Source organism: Paeniglutamicibacter sp. Y32M11 (assembly GCF_019285735.1).
Taxonomy (GTDB): domain Bacteria; phylum Actinomycetota; class Actinomycetes; order Actinomycetales; family Micrococcaceae; genus Paeniglutamicibacter.
This window is the reverse complement of the sequence record NZ_CP079107.1, coordinates 188,353-201,637: the sequence shown is the minus strand read 5'-3', so window position 1 is coordinate 201,637 and position 13,285 is coordinate 188,353. Positions and strand designations below refer to the sequence as shown.

Sequence of the window (13,285 nt, the reverse complement as noted above, 5' to 3'; positions counted from 1 at the left end):
CCGGTGCCCTTTTCATATCAATTACTTGTCTGTACCCGCTTCACCTCCGGTTTCGGCCGGTGACTTCTGGGCTACCGGCTTAACGGTTTCTTGTTTGGGTGGCACCGCAACCATTTTCATCTGGGGCACGGGAGCCTTCGGCGCGATCGGTATCGGTAGTGTCACGGTGACGACCTTGGCTACGGCCTTCTGAGTGGCGACTGCCTTGGGTTTAACCGCTGCAACAACCGCGATTTTCTTCGGCTTAGCCTTCACAGGTGTGGCCACCTTCTTGAGCGCTTTTACCTTCTTGATCTCAGGTTTCGCGGCAGGAGCCGGCGCTTGCTTGGCGGGTGGCTGTTTCACGGCCGGCGCCTTCTGAGCAACCACGGCCTCTTGTTTGGAGTCCTTTTTCGCCGGTTTGCCAACGACCAATTTGCTGGTGGAATCGTCGTCCTGAGCGGTGTCAACTTCTGGTTTAACATCCGCCTTCGGGGCGTCAGGGGCCGTAGACTCCTTCGTTGTATCGCCAGATGGACCTGCTGCGCCGCTTTCCGGAAGTGTCACTTGAAGGTCCGGAAGCTCGTTGACGTCAGGCACCTGATTTTCTTGCGGTGGAGCTTCACTGCTTGGTGCCGGTGCCTCACTTGTCGGAGCATCTGTAGTTGGTGCTACCGAGGTCGGTGCAGTAGTAGTCGGCGCGGGATTGGTTGTGGGTGCTGCCGCGGTTGTCGGTGCTGCCTCAGTCGGAGCCACCGATGTAGGTGCTGCCGCAGTCGTCGGTGCTGCCTTAGTCGGAGCCGCCGATGTAGGTGCTGCACTAGTCGGCGGAGCTGTCGTTGGCACCGCAGAGGTCGGAGCCGACTTCGTTGGAGCCGGCTTTGGCGCCGACTTCGTTGGAGCCGGCTTAGTTGGGGCAGGTTTAGGTTCGTTCCTAGGTTTCGTCGGTGTGGATGGCTTGGCGGTTGCCGTCGGCTTCTTGACCGGTTTTGGATTGGCCTTGGGTACAAATGCCGGTGACTTGCTCTTGTTAGGCGTGGGCGAAGAGGTTATTACCCTGGGGGTGGTGACCCACCGTATCGAGGAATCAATGGTTTCTTCCACAGAGGATCGAGGTGCGCCACTGTTGCGGATAGGTTCGGCAGCGATGGTGGTGTTTCGCGAATCGATCATGGGGTTAGGCTGACCAAACACGCCTGGGAGGAAGTTTCTCGGGTCGTTCCAGCGTCCATTGATAATGACCTCAAAATGCACGTGGCATCCCGTGGAATTTCCCGTAGTTCCACTGAGCGCTATGACTTGCCCCTGTTTGACAGTGTCTCCAACCTTGGCAATGAGCTGGGAATTGTGGCTGTATCCGGTCTGGATGGAGGAGCCATGGTCGATAGTGACACGCATGCCGGAGTGTCCGGCCCAAGCAGACTGGATGACAACTCCATCTGCCGATGCATAAACCGGAGAACCGCAAGGAATCGCATAGTCTTGCCCAACGTGGATCTGGGTGCCCGGCCCGGTGGGGTTGTGGCGCCAACCGTAGGGGCTAGTGATGTGCAAAGACGCCACCGGATGCATGAGCTGGATCTTACCGGGAAGCGCCCCAAGCGCTCCCACATTCTGTCCAACCAAGATGCCCGCGGCATTGGGCTGAGTAGACGTTACTCGCCAGGCACCGGTGAATGCTTGTAGCGCGGGAGCCCCGTCGCCGTCGGATCCGGCGGCCGAACTGGTTATGTTGGACGATTGCCACCTAATGGCGTCCAGGCCACCGAGAAGTGCCACCCTGACCGGCTGTACATAGGTGGCAACCTGATAACTCGGCCCCTTGGCTCCGTGCGGTGCGATCTCGTCCGAAGCCACCCCGAGCCCCGGCGCTCCCGATATTGCGACGGCAGTAGCGACAGCAAGCCCAAAAGCTGAAATGGGTGGGATCTTTTTTCTAAATCTGCCTTTATTTTCCGGCAGCGGACCCCTATTGACCTGATGCATTTTCAACGGTAACAACCCCCTGATTGAGTCACCATGAATTCTTTGCACAGCCAAAAGAGGATGGCGGGCTGGCTAAAGCCAACGAGTTGTCCGTGTCACCCCAAGTAACTGAACACTTAGGCTTCACCGTAGCTCACCGACGGTGAGTAATAAAGGGCTATTTGCCGCCATCACAAAGTGTTATTTGCCTTCACTCGCCGACGGCTACCGCGGATGGATGATCCCTCGGATTCCCAGCTTGTGTTCCACAATTCCAAATGACGTAGAAAACACGCGACGACTAGGTGCATCAGATTTTACGCGGCACGCTTTGGGCTCATCCCAGGCAGAAACTACTCCGCGAGCGAGCTGGAAGCTGAGCCTTCCCAAGATGGCATTCGTGTTGAGGTGCCTTCGCTTTGGCCCGACGTGCCGCTCGGCGATTCGACGAACGTCGAATCGGAGACCTCCGTCGGTGGTTTTGTCGGCGCGGTACTGCCCGGTGTTGTACTTCCTGGAGCGGAGGGCACAGTGCTTGGAGGAGTCGGGGAGCTTGCGTCCGTCGGAGGAGTGACCGTAGGAGTTTCATCGGGTTTCGTCGAGTCCGAAGGGGCAGGCGATGGTTTCCGCGTTGGTGTTGGCTTTGGCGTTGCGCCGGGTTTTGTCTCTTGGGTGGGCTTTGGAGTTCTGCTCGGCTTGGTTTCGTGCGTGGGCTTTGGAGCAGTGGTTTCCTTTTGCGGTCCCGTTGGTGACGGCGCGGGCTTGCTCGGCTCGGGCCGATTCACCTCAATATCGTGCCCATTATCGTTGTTCGCTTGAGGTTCACCGGTGTTGCGAATTGGTTCGGCGGCAATCGTTGTGCGGCGCGAATCAATCATCGGATTTGGCTGGCCCGGGATGGCGGGCAGGAAGTTTCTGGGGTCGTTCCAGCGGCCGTTGATGATGACTTCGAAGTGTACGTGGCAGCCGGTGGAGTTACCGGTGGTCCCGCTCAGGGCGATCAACTGCCCTTGCTTAACATGCTCACCAACCTTGGCAATCAACGAGGAGTTGTGACTGTAGCCGGTGCGCACCGATGACCCATGGTCAACTGTCACACGCATTCCGGAGTGCCCCGCCCAAGCCGACTGGATCACCGTTCCATCGGCAGTGGCATAGACCGGCGATCCACACGGGATGGCATAGTCCTGTCCAATATGGATCTGGGTGCCAGCACCTGTCGGGTTATTCCTCCACCCGTACGGGCTAGTGATGTGCCTAGAGGAAACAGGGTGGATCAGCTGGATTCCTGCTGGCAAAACCCCCAATGGACCAACGCTTTGTCCCACCAGCTGGGTGGTCGAACCTGCTCTGCTGAGCACCGAAGCGGGGTCAGAGGCATCGGAGACTTGGTCGCCAGCGGCGGCGCTGGTGATATTTTCAGAGTCCCAGCGAATGGAATCGACGCCGCTAAGTAGCGATACCTCGACCGGCTGGTTAAAGGAGGCTGCCTCAACACTCAGCGGCGAAAAGGCAACGGGAGCTGCGTCAATGAGGCGCCCACCGGGAGTTGGCGAAGGAGCAAGAGCAAGTGTGGCGATGATCGCGATCCCCAGTGCGGCGCCCTTTGAACCCTTGGACGTGCGACGTAAATCGCGCCTCTTGGGCACCGGCATCGAGTGATTAACCTGGTGCTTCTTCACCTGTGATTAGCTCCGTTTCGCGTCGCGTGACCATGGCCGTTGCCGGCGCGGACCATCGGACATTCCCCGAACAATGCGGCCGGTGACGACACCGAAACCGTGCACGAGATGGAACGTCCGAGACTCACGCTAACTCACGATCCACGAAGAGAAAAGGGTAATTCGCTAAACGTTGGGCTTTCTACTCAAGGTTACGGGCGGCCTTAGACCGACTGGTTAAAGACGTGTCGACGAATCCACGCGTGCATGGCGATTCCGGCGGCCGATGCGGCGTTGATTGATCGGGTGGAACCAAATTGCTCGATGGACAGCGTTGCCTCGGCATTCTGATGGACCTCTTCACTAAGACCAGGGCCTTCCTGCCCGAAGACCAGCACGCAGTTGCGCGGCAGTTCATAGGTCTCCAGTTTTTCGGAATCGGGGAAGATATCGATGCCGATGATCGCTAGCCCTTCGCCCTTGGCCCAGGCCACGAAGTCCTCCACCGTGGGGTGGTGGCGCACGTGCTGGTATCGATCGGTGACCATGGCGCCACGCTTATTCCAGCGACGGCGGCCAATGATGTGCACTTCCTTGGCCAAGAAGGCGTTCGCGGTGCGCACCACCGTGCCAATATTCATGTCGTGCTGCCAGTTCTCAATGGCAATGTGAAAGTCGTGCCGACGCTCATCTAGATCGGCAACAATCGCTTCCATGGACCAGTAGCGGTACTTGTCAGCAACGTTGCGTCGGTCCCCGTTGCTGAGCAACTCGGGGTCGTAGTGCCCCTCACTCGGCAGCTCACCCTCCCACGGACCGACACCAACTTCTGGGCGTTCTTCGTGGATGGGATCGTACTCGGTGGGTTCTGGGGCTGGGGGCTCAACGTCGAAAGTCACTCCTCAAGGGTAGTCGCTGCTCCACAATCCCCCGGAATAGCGCCCCGGCACCGGGCTTGGGCAGACAAAACGGCACACGAGAAGGACGGATGATGACAAACTATCCAGTGCAGTACATTGCCCAACCGGGAAACACTTCGGTCTTCATGCAAGGACGGCACCCATGCCCATCATCGACAATGCCATCTACGTCAACGGAAAGTGCGTGATCCATCCACCGGATCTCTCCTCCACCTTTGAGTCGATGAAAGAAACCGGAGGCATGTCGTGGCTGGGGCTCTACCGTCCCGACCAAGCGGAAATGAACGAGGTTGCCGACGAACTCGGACTCCACGAACTTGCCGTTGAGGACACGCTCGCTGGGCATCAGCGACCCAAATTGGAGCACTACGGAGATCATCTTTTTGCCGTGCTCCGACCCGCCCGTTATCTCGACGAGGAAGAAAAAGTTGAGTTCGGCGAGCTTCATGTCTATGCAGGTACCGATTTTGTCGTCACGGTCAGGCATGCCGAATCCCCCAAGTTGGCTCAGGTTCGCCATCGGCTCGAACTTGATCCAGACCTTCTGGCCATCGGCCCCTTGGCAATTCTCTACGCCGTTATTGACCAGGTCGTTGATGAATATGAACCGGTGTTCGTCGGCTTAGAAAATGACATCGATGAGATCGAGGACGAGCTCTTCTCCGGGACCACCAACGTTTCGAGGCGCATCTACGAACTGTCCCGGGAAGTCATCGATTTCCAGCGCGCGCTGGCCCCACTGGAGGAGGTCATATCCGGACTGCGCCGAGACGTACGGCTGAGCAACGTCCAAGAGTCCGACGCCCTGGAATTGGATCGAAAGCTCATCGACGTCCACGACCACGCGATCCGGATGACGGAGCGCATCGCATCTTTCCGGGCGTTGCTGACCAATGCCCTGTCGCTGTCCTCAACGTTGGCCTCACAGGCGGCGACCGAAGCTGGTCTGGCCCAAAACGAGCAGATGAAAAAGATTTCCTCTTGGGCGGCGATCATTTTTGCACCGAGCCTTGTCACCGGCATCTACGGGATGAATTTCAGCCATATGCCCGAACTTGACTGGCGTTTCGGCTATCCGGCCGCGCTCGGCCTGATGCTGCTGCTCGCAGGGGGCCTCTATGCCATCTTCAAGAAGAACAATTGGCTCTAACCCGCAGTGGCGCAGCACTCGATGCACCGGAACCTGAAAGACTATTACCCGAAGGTTCTTACCTCTTGAAAGGAACTCCCACTCATGGCGATTCATGAACCACGCAGCGTTCACGACATCGAATGTTGGCTCACGGACATGGACGGGGTGCTGGTACACGAAAATCAGGCCATCCCCGGCGCTGCCGAGATGATCGCGCACTGGGTGAGCACGGGCAAACGCTTCCTGGTGCTGACCAACAATTCGATCTACACCCCGAGGGATCTGCGGGCACGCCTGCTGTCCTCCGGATTGGACGTCCCGGAAGAGAACATCTGGACCTCGGCCATGGCCACCGCCGAATTTTTGCGCCGTCAGCGTCCGGGCGGACGCGCGTTTGTGATTGGCGAGGCCGGATTGACCACCGCACTGCACGATGCAGGTTTCATCCTGACCGATCAGGACCCCGATTATGTGGTGTTGGGCGAAACCCGCACCTACTCCTTTGAGGCCATCACTCGGGCCATTCGTCTGATCGCCGCCGGCGCTCGGTTCATCACCACCAATCCGGATGCCACCGGACCCTCCCCCGAGGGACTGCTGCCCGCCACCGGATCCGTGGCCGCGCTAATCACTCAGGCCACCCGCCGCGAACCGTACGTGGTGGGCAAGCCGAACCCGATGATGTTCCGCTCCGCCCTGAACCGGATCGACGCGCATTCGGAGACCACGGCAATGATTGGTGACCGCATGGACACCGACATCATCGCCGGAATGGAAGCCGGGCTACTGACGCTGTTGGTGCATACCGGCATCACCAAGCCCGGTGATGTGGCGTCCTTCCCGTTCCGCCCCGATCTGGAACGTAGCTCGGTCGCCGACATCTTCAACGAGCTGCTTCAGGGGCCGGAGGCCGCGCCGGGCAAGGCGTCCGGTCCGCACGAAGACTGAGTCATAACCCGCGATGGCCGGACCCGGTACTGCGGGTACGGCCATCGCGAATCACACCCAAGATAGGGGATTTAGTCCCAGGATTCGGTGGCATCGCGCACCGTGGCGTAGCGTTCATAGATTTCTGGGCGGCGTGCTGCCTCGTAGCGACGCGACTCAAGACTCTTCCAAACCGGCGGATGCGCTTGTCCACTCAGCGCCCACGCCGCCTGGCGCGCTGCACCACGGGCAACATATTCGGCGGTAGCAGGAACATCCACTGCGACCCCGAAGATTTCCGGGGCGATGTTACGCACGGCCTCCGATTGCGCTCCGCCGCCAATCAGCAGGATCCGCCCAGTTGCCACACCCGTTGCATTTTCCAGGGCCTGGACCGCATCCTTCATCGAGCACAGCAGACCCTCGACGATGGAACGGGCAAATTGTTCGCGACTCGTGGTGGCCCGAATGCCATGCATCAAGCCACTGGCGTTGGGGCGGTTCGGGGTACGTTCCCCACCCAAGTAGGGCAACAGCACCGCTCCACCCGAACCTTGATCTGCGCCCATGGCTAGTCGAGTGAACTCTGCATGGTCGACCCCGAGGATTCGGGCACCAAAGTCGAGTACCGGCGCACCATTCAGCGTGCAGGCCAGCGGCAGGTATCGGCCAGTGGCATCAACAAATCCGGTCACCAGCCCGCTACCGTCGTGCACGCTGGCATCCACGACCGAGGAGGCAACCCCGGAAGTGCCGATGGAAACACAAACATCGCCTGGCCCCAGGTCCAGTCCCAAGGCTGCGGCCATGTTGTCGCCGGTTCCGGCCGCAATTTTGGCCCCGTTCCGGGTGGTTCCGACGATTTCGTTGACTTCAGCGAGCCGCGGCAGGCCGACTGCATGGCCAAGAGCGGCGGCCGCGACCTCCGGAAGGAACTCCCTGCGGGAGGTCGAGTAGTAACCGGTTCCGGAGGCGTCCCCGTGGTCGGTGGTCATCTCTGCGCGCCCGCCGAGATGCCAGGAAAGGTAGTCGTGGGGTAGCAACACGTTGCGCGTGCGCTTGGCGTTCTCGGGTTCGCTTTCCTGCAGCCATCGCAGCTTGGATGCAGTTAGCGATGCGACCATGACCGATCCGACGGCATCAGCACAGCCTTGCGGACCGCCGAGTTCGGCTACCAGATCCCGAGCCTGAGAGGCGGAGGAAGTGTCGTTCCAGAGCATCGCGTCACGCACCGGTTCGCCCATTGCGTCTAGGGCCACCATGCCATGTTGTTGCCCCGCGACGGCCACCGCTGCGGCCCGGTCCAAGAACTCACCGGCGCTGGCTTCCATGGCATCAAGCCAGCGGGCAGGATCTACTTGGGTGCCCTCCGGATGCGACTGGCGACGCTCGTCAACAAGCTCACCGGTTTCGGCGTTCACCAGGACCGCCTTGCAAGATTGGGTTGATGAATCAATACCTAAGACGTAGTCGGTGCCCATCAAGGTTCCTAACGTTAATGCGCCGCGGCGACATGGACGGTGACACCCAGTTCCCGGAGCCGGGAAACTTCGGGTTCGGGCAGGGCATCGTCCACGACGACATCATCAAATTCAGCCACGTCGATCACGTGGTAGAGGCCCGCGGATTCAAATTTGGCGCTGTCCACCACCAAGACCTTGCGGGCGCCCATGTTGATCATGGCGCGCTTGGTCAGCGCGGCCTCGGCGTCGGGGTGGAAAAGGGCATCATTTTTCATCGCGGTGGTCGATACAAAGACGATGTCGGCGGTGATGCGGCGCAGCTGCTCAACCACAACTGAGCCGAGGAAAGAATCCGTCTCGGGATAGTATTGCCCACCCAGCCCAACCAAGGCCATATGGGGCTGACCTGCCACGATACTCATCAGTGACAGGGAATGGGTGACCACCGTGGAGGGCCGGCGGGCAGCAAGGTACGAGCCCATGGCACCTACGGTGGTCGAATCGTCCAGCCCTACCACCGAGCCTTCAGGGATCAGTGCCGCGGCGACGCGGGCCAGCGAATCCTTGGTGGCTGCGTTCAAGTACCGCCTGAGTCGCACATCGCGTTCGGCCATGCGGGTGGTGATGGCACGTGCTCCACCGCGGACGCGTTCGAGGCGCCCGTCGTTGGAGAGCTGTTCCAAATCCCGGTGAATGGTCATGGTGCTGACCGCGAAGTGTTCGGCCAATTCCTCGACTTTGACACTTTTCGCTTGAGTGACGTAGTCCGCCACTTCGTCTCGGCGAGTTTCGGGCGGCAACCCGGTTCGCTGCGGTTCGACATTCCCGCCTAGGCCCAACTTTTCATTAGTCACAAGGTTCATGATAGATCCGTCACCCTCTGTTTCAAAAAGTTGTGGAAACTTCCATAACTTAACAAGAATTCTGTGATCTTTGTCTTGTTTGGTGTTAGATTATTACCGTCATCACGAAAAATCACGGGACGCAAGGGAGCGACATGATTTCGGGAGCACCATCAGATATGCAGCAAGGCGCGGCAGGAGCCCGCCCGGGCATCTTCGAACGCATGGGACTTCCCCGTCCATTGCTCTGGGGCTTCGTCGGGCTGATGCTGTTCATGATCGGTGACGGCGTAGAGACCAACATCCTCACCCCATTCCTGACCGCCGAGCACGGATTCACCATCCCTATGGCCGGCACTCTAGTCACCGTTTACGGCATTGCCGTGGCCATTGCGGCCTTCCTTTCCGCCTCCCTCTCGGACCTCTGGGGACCACGCCGGGTAATGTTCATCGGCGCCGGCATCTGGGTGGCCTTCGAGATCCTTTTCCTGGTGGTTGCCCTGAACGCCTCAAGCGTGGCGCTGATTTTTCTCGCCTACGGGCTACGCGGATTCGGCTACCCCTTCTTTGCCTACGGATTCCTCGTCTGGATCAGCGCCACCGCCAACGCCAAACGCTTGGCCGTGGCCATCGGCTGGTTCTACGTGGCCTTCAGCGCCGGACTCCCCACTCTCGGAGCCCTGACCGCCACCGCATCACTCAATCTTTTCGGCCTGGACTATTACGGGACGCTTTGGATTTCCCTGGGGCTGGTCATCGTCGGTGCGGTGGTGGCCTTGGTCGGCGTCAAGGAGAAGAAGGGACGCGGCCCGCTGGTGGCCAACTCCGACGAGGTCTTCAAGACGTTGGTCTTCGGATTCACCCTTTTGAGGACCAACCGCAGGGCCCTGATGGTCATGCTCACCCGTACCATCAACTCGATCCCCACCTATGGCATGGCCATTTTCTTCCCCGCTCTGTTCACCGACCAATTCGGCTGGAGCGTGGGCCAGTTCCTGATCCTCACCACCGTCATTTATGCGGTGAACATCCCCTGCAATCTCTTCTTCGGCGCTCTGGGCGACAAGCTGGGCTGGAGCAAGACGGTGACCTGGTTCGGTGCGGTGCTCTGCGCCGTCTCGATGCTCGGGCTCTATGTGGTCCCCGCCTTCGCAATTTCCCGGGGCTGGGAATCGGCCTACGGCCTGACCCTGCTCGTTGGTGCGATCTTCGGCGTCGGGCTGGCGGGTTTCGTTCCGCTTTCGGCCATCGCTGTATCCCTGGCACCGAAGCACCCCGGGGCCGCGATGGCCTCCTACAACCTGGGGATTGGAGCCGCGGTGTTTGCCGGACCATTGCTGGTGGCGCTGCTGTATTCGACGCTCGGAGCATCGGGCATGGTTTATCTCTTTGCCGCGCTCTACCTTGTTGCCGCACTCATGTCCCACGCACTGCGCGGCACGCAGCCCGGTTTTAACGGTGTGCCACTGTCGGCCCCGGAACGCCTGGCCTAAAACACCTCCGCCCATCACTCGATCCAAGGAGCCACGAACCCCGCCATGGAACTGAACAATTCGACACTCGCGCATATTGCATCTCCCGTATCAGTCCCCCGCTACGACCGTTCTGCCGTGAGCGCCGGCATCATCCACTTCGGCGTCGGCGGCTTCCACCGCGCCCACCAGGCCATGTATCTGGACACCCTGATGAACCAGGGCAAGGCCCTGGACTGGGGCATTCGCGGCATGGGAGTCATGCCCTCGGATGTGCGCATGCGCGACATTCTTGATGCTAGCGACGGGCTGTACACGCTGGTGGAGAAGAATCCGGACGGCAGTCGACAGGTGCGCGTCGTCGGTTCGATCATCGACTATATCTTCGCCCCCGAGGACCCGGGAGCCGCCATTGAGGCCTTGGCCGACCCCGGCATCCGTATCGTCTCACTCACCGTGACCGAGGGCGGCTACAACGTCCACCCGGTGACCGGGGAATTTGATCTGGCCAACCCCGCCATCGCGGCCGACCTCGCCAACCCCGCAACCCCGGGCACCACCTTTGGACTGATCAGCGCCGGGCTGAAGCTGCGCCGCGAGCGCGGTATCGCCCCGTTCACCGTGATGAGCTGCGACAACATCCAGGGCAACGGCGAGGTGGCGCACAAGATGTTCGGCGCCTTCGCCACGGCCCTGGATGCGGAGTTCGGCGCCTGGGTTGAGGCCAATGTGCCCTTCCCCAACTCCATGGTCGATCGGATCACCCCGGTTACCACCGACGCCGACCGCGCGGATGTTGCTCAGCGCTACGACATCGACGATGCCTGGCCGGTAGTGTGCGAGGACTTCACCCAATGGGTATTGGAGGACACCTTTGCCTCCGGCCGCCCACCCTACGAGGAGGCCGGGGTCCAACTTGTTGCTGACGTGGTCCCCTACGAACTGATGAAGCTGCGCCTGCTTAACGCCACTCACCAGGGATTGTGCTACTTCGGACACCTAGCCGGGTACCGCGCGGTGCACGAGGTGGCCCGCAACCCGCTGTTTGCTGCATTCCTCCTGCGCTACATGGACGAGGAGGCGACCCCCACTCTGGCACCGCTGCCCGGCGTGGATTTGGCGGCCTACAAGCTTAAGCTCATCGAGCGCTACAGCAATGAATACGTCGCCGACACCGTAGCCCGATTGTGTGCCGAGTCATCGGATCGTATCCCGAAGTGGCTCATCCCGGTTGTCCGTGAGAACCTCGCCGCGGGCCGGAATGTTGAACTCTGCGCCGCGATCGTGGCCAGCTGGGCGCGCTACGCCGAGGGCATCGACGAGCAGGGCCATGCCATCGTGGTGGTCGATCGGCTCGCCGATGAACTGCGCTCCGTGGCCAGCACGAACCGTGAGAACCCAACGGCGTTTATTAGCCAGCGCGAACTCTTCGGCGACATCGTTGAGGACGAGGCCTTTGCCGCACCGTACCGCGCAGCACTCGCCTCACTGCACGATCGTGGTTCGCTTGCCACCCTCGAGTCGATCATGGCCGGGGAATCCGCCGCAGTTTAACGTGATGCCCCTGCTTTGGGGCTCCTGGGGGCCGGGCCGTGCTGCGGTTAATCAAGCGCTGGCATTCAACCAAGTTGCGGCCTTGTGCGCCAACTGCGCGGGCGTGGCAGCGATATTAAGCACCACACCCGCTTCGTCGCTTGCCAGCGGTTCAAGGGTGGCCAGCTGGGATTCGAGCAGGCCCACCGGCATGAAGTGCCCGGGACGGGCCGCCATGCGTTCGGTGAGCAGCTCGACGGTGCCGTGCAGGTGAATGAATACCGTGCCCGGGGCGTTTGCCCTGATCAAATCCCGGTATTTGCGTTTCAATGCCGAACACGCGATGATCATCGAGCCGGTATCCATCGAGCCGAGGCGTTCGCCCACCTCGCGCAGCCACGGTTCGCGGTCATCGTCGTTCAGCGGGTGCCCGGCAGCCATCTTGTCGATGTTGGCCTGCGGGTGCAGCGAGTCCCCATCAAGGAACTGCGCCCCCAGAGTGGATCCCAGCAGCTCACCGACGGTGGACTTACCGCAGCCCGAGACGCCCATGACAATGACGCGGTGCAGCGTGATTGCCGCGCCGCTGGCGGATTCCATGGTTTGCGCGCTCACCAGTCGTGAACGGTGCCGTCGATCAGACGGTTGTAGGGCAGGTAGGCCTGCTGGTACGGGTAGGACAGGGCAAGACGGTCCTGCATGTGTACTTCCGTCAGCCGTTTGTCATGGACGAGGCCAGCGGTCTGCGCGACGCCGGTGCGATCGTGGCCGGCTTCGGCATGAGCGACACCGCCCTGCTCGACGTGCTCTCCGGCAAGGTGGCCCCGCAGGGGAGGATGCCATTCGCGCTGGCCGGAACGGCCACGGCCATTCGCGAGCAGTACAGCGATCTGCCCGGCTACGCCGAGACCACGGAAGGGGACCTCTACCCGTTCGGCTTCGGCCTGGGATATTGATCCCCACGCCACGGCAATGACCTCATCGGCAGAAGGCACCTACCCCTCCGGGTGGGTGCCTTCTGCCGTGCTGACTAAGGGTGTTCGGGGTGCAGCTCTGAATGCGGCGCCCGCATCTGGTGCAGCAGCCGGTGGACCTCGGGATGGGTCAGCGTCCAGCGGCGGTAGCGGCCGTCGGCACGCACGCTCACCACGCCGGCCTTATGCAAGGTGGCCAGCGCCTGGGTGACGGTATTGGCGCCCAGCGCCGTGGCGGCCGCCAACTGGGTGACCGAGGAATCCGGGGCGGCATGCATGGCAATGAGGATTTTCATTCGCGTGGCATCGGCAACCAAGGCAAAGACGTCGATCCAGTCGGGCAGGCTTGGCTCGGTCGCGGCTACAGCGTCCGCTCCGATCTTGCCGTGTTCCATTTCCGACATGACTTCCTCATTC

13 protein-coding genes and 1 pseudogene are annotated in these 13,285 nt (G+C 60.8%); 6 read left to right on the top strand and 8 right to left on the bottom strand.

What is annotated here, in order from left to right; genetic code table 11:
- Positions 1-21: 21 nt before the first annotated feature.
- Positions 22-579, bottom strand: coding sequence for a hypothetical protein (locus KUF55_RS18625; protein WP_255557214.1), 558 nt, complete (start codon positions 577-579; stop codon positions 22-24).
- Between the two features lie 112 nt (positions 580-691).
- Here KUF55_RS18625 and KUF55_RS18620 point away from each other — a divergent pair, with 112 nt between their 5' ends.
- Positions 692-1,165 (top strand): hypothetical protein, encoded by a 474-nt coding sequence (locus tag KUF55_RS18620; protein WP_255557213.1) that lies wholly within the window; start codon positions 692-694, stop codon positions 1,163-1,165.
- An 86-nt stretch (positions 1,166-1,251) separates the two neighbouring features.
- On the opposite strand, the pseudogene KUF55_RS18965 reads toward KUF55_RS18620, so the two are convergent.
- The 3 genes and pseudogenes from KUF55_RS18965 to KUF55_RS00965 form a co-directional block, all read right to left on the bottom strand.
- Positions 1,252-1,551, bottom strand: a pseudogene (locus KUF55_RS18965) (M23 family metallopeptidase); the annotation flags it as partial.
- A gap of 746 nt (positions 1,552-2,297) precedes the next feature.
- Positions 2,298-3,626: a M23 family metallopeptidase gene (locus KUF55_RS00970; RefSeq protein WP_218817714.1), complete on the bottom strand. Its 1,329-nt coding sequence runs from the start codon at positions 3,624-3,626 to the stop codon at positions 2,298-2,300.
- Between the two features lie 203 nt (positions 3,627-3,829).
- Entirely contained in the window at positions 3,830-4,504 is a 675-nt protein-coding gene (locus KUF55_RS00965; protein WP_370630938.1) for a TrmH family RNA methyltransferase, read from the bottom strand.
- Positions 4,505-4,667: 163 nt separating this feature from the next.
- Here KUF55_RS00965 and corA point away from each other — a divergent pair, with 163 nt between their 5' ends.
- Together corA and KUF55_RS00955 are read left to right on the top strand one after the other, a co-directional pair.
- Complete coding sequence (gene corA, locus KUF55_RS00960) at positions 4,668-5,675, top strand: magnesium/cobalt transporter CorA (protein ID WP_218817713.1); 1,008 nt, start codon at positions 4,668-4,670, stop codon at positions 5,673-5,675.
- An 84-nt stretch (positions 5,676-5,759) separates the two neighbouring features.
- Positions 5,760-6,605, top strand: a complete 846-nt coding sequence (locus KUF55_RS00955; protein WP_168152023.1) for an HAD-IIA family hydrolase — start codon at positions 5,760-5,762, stop codon at positions 6,603-6,605.
- Positions 6,606-6,676: 71 nt separating this feature from the next.
- On the opposite strand, the gene xylB is transcribed toward KUF55_RS00955, so the two are convergent.
- Together xylB and KUF55_RS00945 are read right to left on the bottom strand one after the other, a co-directional pair.
- The gene (gene xylB / locus KUF55_RS00950; protein ID WP_218817712.1) at positions 6,677-8,065 is read right to left on the bottom strand and encodes a xylulokinase; all 1,389 of its coding nucleotides are present in this window, start codon (positions 8,063-8,065) and stop codon (positions 6,677-6,679) included.
- A gap of 14 nt (positions 8,066-8,079) precedes the next feature.
- Complete coding sequence (locus KUF55_RS00945; RefSeq protein ID WP_218817711.1) at positions 8,080-8,910, bottom strand: DeoR/GlpR family DNA-binding transcription regulator; 831 nt, start codon at positions 8,908-8,910, stop codon at positions 8,080-8,082.
- Positions 8,911-9,044: 134 nt separating this feature from the next.
- Here KUF55_RS00945 and KUF55_RS00940 point away from each other — a divergent pair, with 134 nt between their 5' ends.
- Together KUF55_RS00940 and KUF55_RS00935 are read left to right on the top strand one after the other, a co-directional pair.
- A complete protein-coding gene (locus KUF55_RS00940) occupies positions 9,045-10,382 on the top strand; it encodes an MFS transporter (RefSeq protein WP_255557212.1) in 1,338 nt (445 codons plus the stop codon).
- 45 nt (positions 10,383-10,427) lie between these two features.
- Positions 10,428-11,915 carry a mannitol dehydrogenase family protein gene (locus KUF55_RS00935; RefSeq protein WP_218817710.1) on the top strand — a complete coding sequence of 496 codons (1,488 nt, stop codon included), beginning with the start codon at positions 10,428-10,430 and terminating at the stop codon, positions 11,913-11,915.
- Between the two features lie 51 nt (positions 11,916-11,966).
- Here KUF55_RS00935 and KUF55_RS00930 read toward each other — a convergent pair whose 3' ends face one another.
- Complete coding sequence (locus tag KUF55_RS00930) at positions 11,967-12,509, bottom strand: gluconokinase (protein ID WP_370630937.1); 543 nt, start codon at positions 12,507-12,509, stop codon at positions 11,967-11,969.
- A 5-nt stretch (positions 12,510-12,514) separates the two neighbouring features.
- On the opposite strand from KUF55_RS00930, the gene KUF55_RS00925 reads away from it, so the two are divergent.
- Positions 12,515-12,850, top strand: coding sequence for a glycoside hydrolase family 3 C-terminal domain-containing protein (locus KUF55_RS00925; protein WP_255557211.1), 336 nt, complete (start codon positions 12,515-12,517; stop codon positions 12,848-12,850).
- A gap of 74 nt (positions 12,851-12,924) precedes the next feature.
- Here the strand turns inward: KUF55_RS00925 and KUF55_RS00920 are convergent, their stop codons facing one another.
- Entirely contained in the window at positions 12,925-13,272 is a 348-nt protein-coding gene (locus KUF55_RS00920) for a helix-turn-helix transcriptional regulator (protein WP_132364172.1), read from the bottom strand.
- Between the last annotated feature and the right edge of the window lie 13 nt (positions 13,273-13,285).

Bases quoted from the DNA above. Each gene is read 5' to 3' on its own strand.
- corA (WP_218817713.1), top strand. From the start codon at position 4,668: ATGCCCATCATCGACAATGCCATCTACGTCAACGGAAAGTGCGTGATC.
- KUF55_RS00955 (WP_168152023.1), top strand. From the start codon at position 5,760: ATGGCGATTCATGAACCACGCAGCGTTCACGACATCGAATGTTGGCTC.
- xylB (WP_218817712.1), bottom strand. From the start codon at position 8,065: ATGGGCACCGACTACGTCTTAGGTATTGATTCATCAACCCAATCTTGC.
- KUF55_RS00945 (WP_218817711.1), bottom strand. From the start codon at position 8,910: ATGAACCTTGTGACTAATGAAAAGTTGGGCCTAGGCGGGAATGTCGAA.
- KUF55_RS00940 (WP_255557212.1), top strand. From the start codon at position 9,045: ATGATTTCGGGAGCACCATCAGATATGCAGCAAGGCGCGGCAGGAGCC.
- KUF55_RS00935 (WP_218817710.1), top strand. From the start codon at position 10,428: ATGGAACTGAACAATTCGACACTCGCGCATATTGCATCTCCCGTATCA.
- KUF55_RS00920 (WP_132364172.1), bottom strand. From the start codon at position 13,272: ATGTCGGAAATGGAACACGGCAAGATCGGAGCGGACGCTGTAGCCGCG.